This window comes from Halorubrum sp. SP9, from assembly GCF_005435015.1.
Classification (GTDB): Archaea; Halobacteriota; Halobacteria; order Halobacteriales; family Haloferacaceae; genus Halorubrum; species Halorubrum sodomense.
In genome coordinates this window covers 1-252 of the sequence record NZ_SGXU01000670.1, presented here as the reverse complement: position 1 = coordinate 252, position 252 = coordinate 1, and the positions used below count along the sequence as shown (strand labels likewise).

Here is a 252-nt window from a genome sequence, read left to right as displayed (position 1 = left end):
AGCGCGGTTCGCTCAACGTCGTCGTGTCCGAGCATACCCGCGATCATCTGATCGAGGCGAGTGACGCGTACCGTTTCAAAATCAGCCAGTTCATGTTCGATCTGGACGAAGGGGACGGCGTCCTCAAACGGCATGTCGAGAGTCGTATGAAGAGCCTCATCAGCCGTCGGTGTCGGTGATCGGGATGACGCGTCGCTCATGCGAGGTGCTCTCACGCCCGAATATAAATATCGAATCGCACCCTCGACAACT

1 pseudogene is annotated in these 252 nt (G+C 56.7%); it reads right to left on the bottom strand.

Annotated elements, in window-relative coordinates:
* Positions 1-200 (bottom strand): annotated as a pseudogene (locus tag EXE45_RS18945) (hypothetical protein); the annotation flags it as partial.
* Between the last annotated feature and the right edge of the window lie 52 nt (positions 201-252).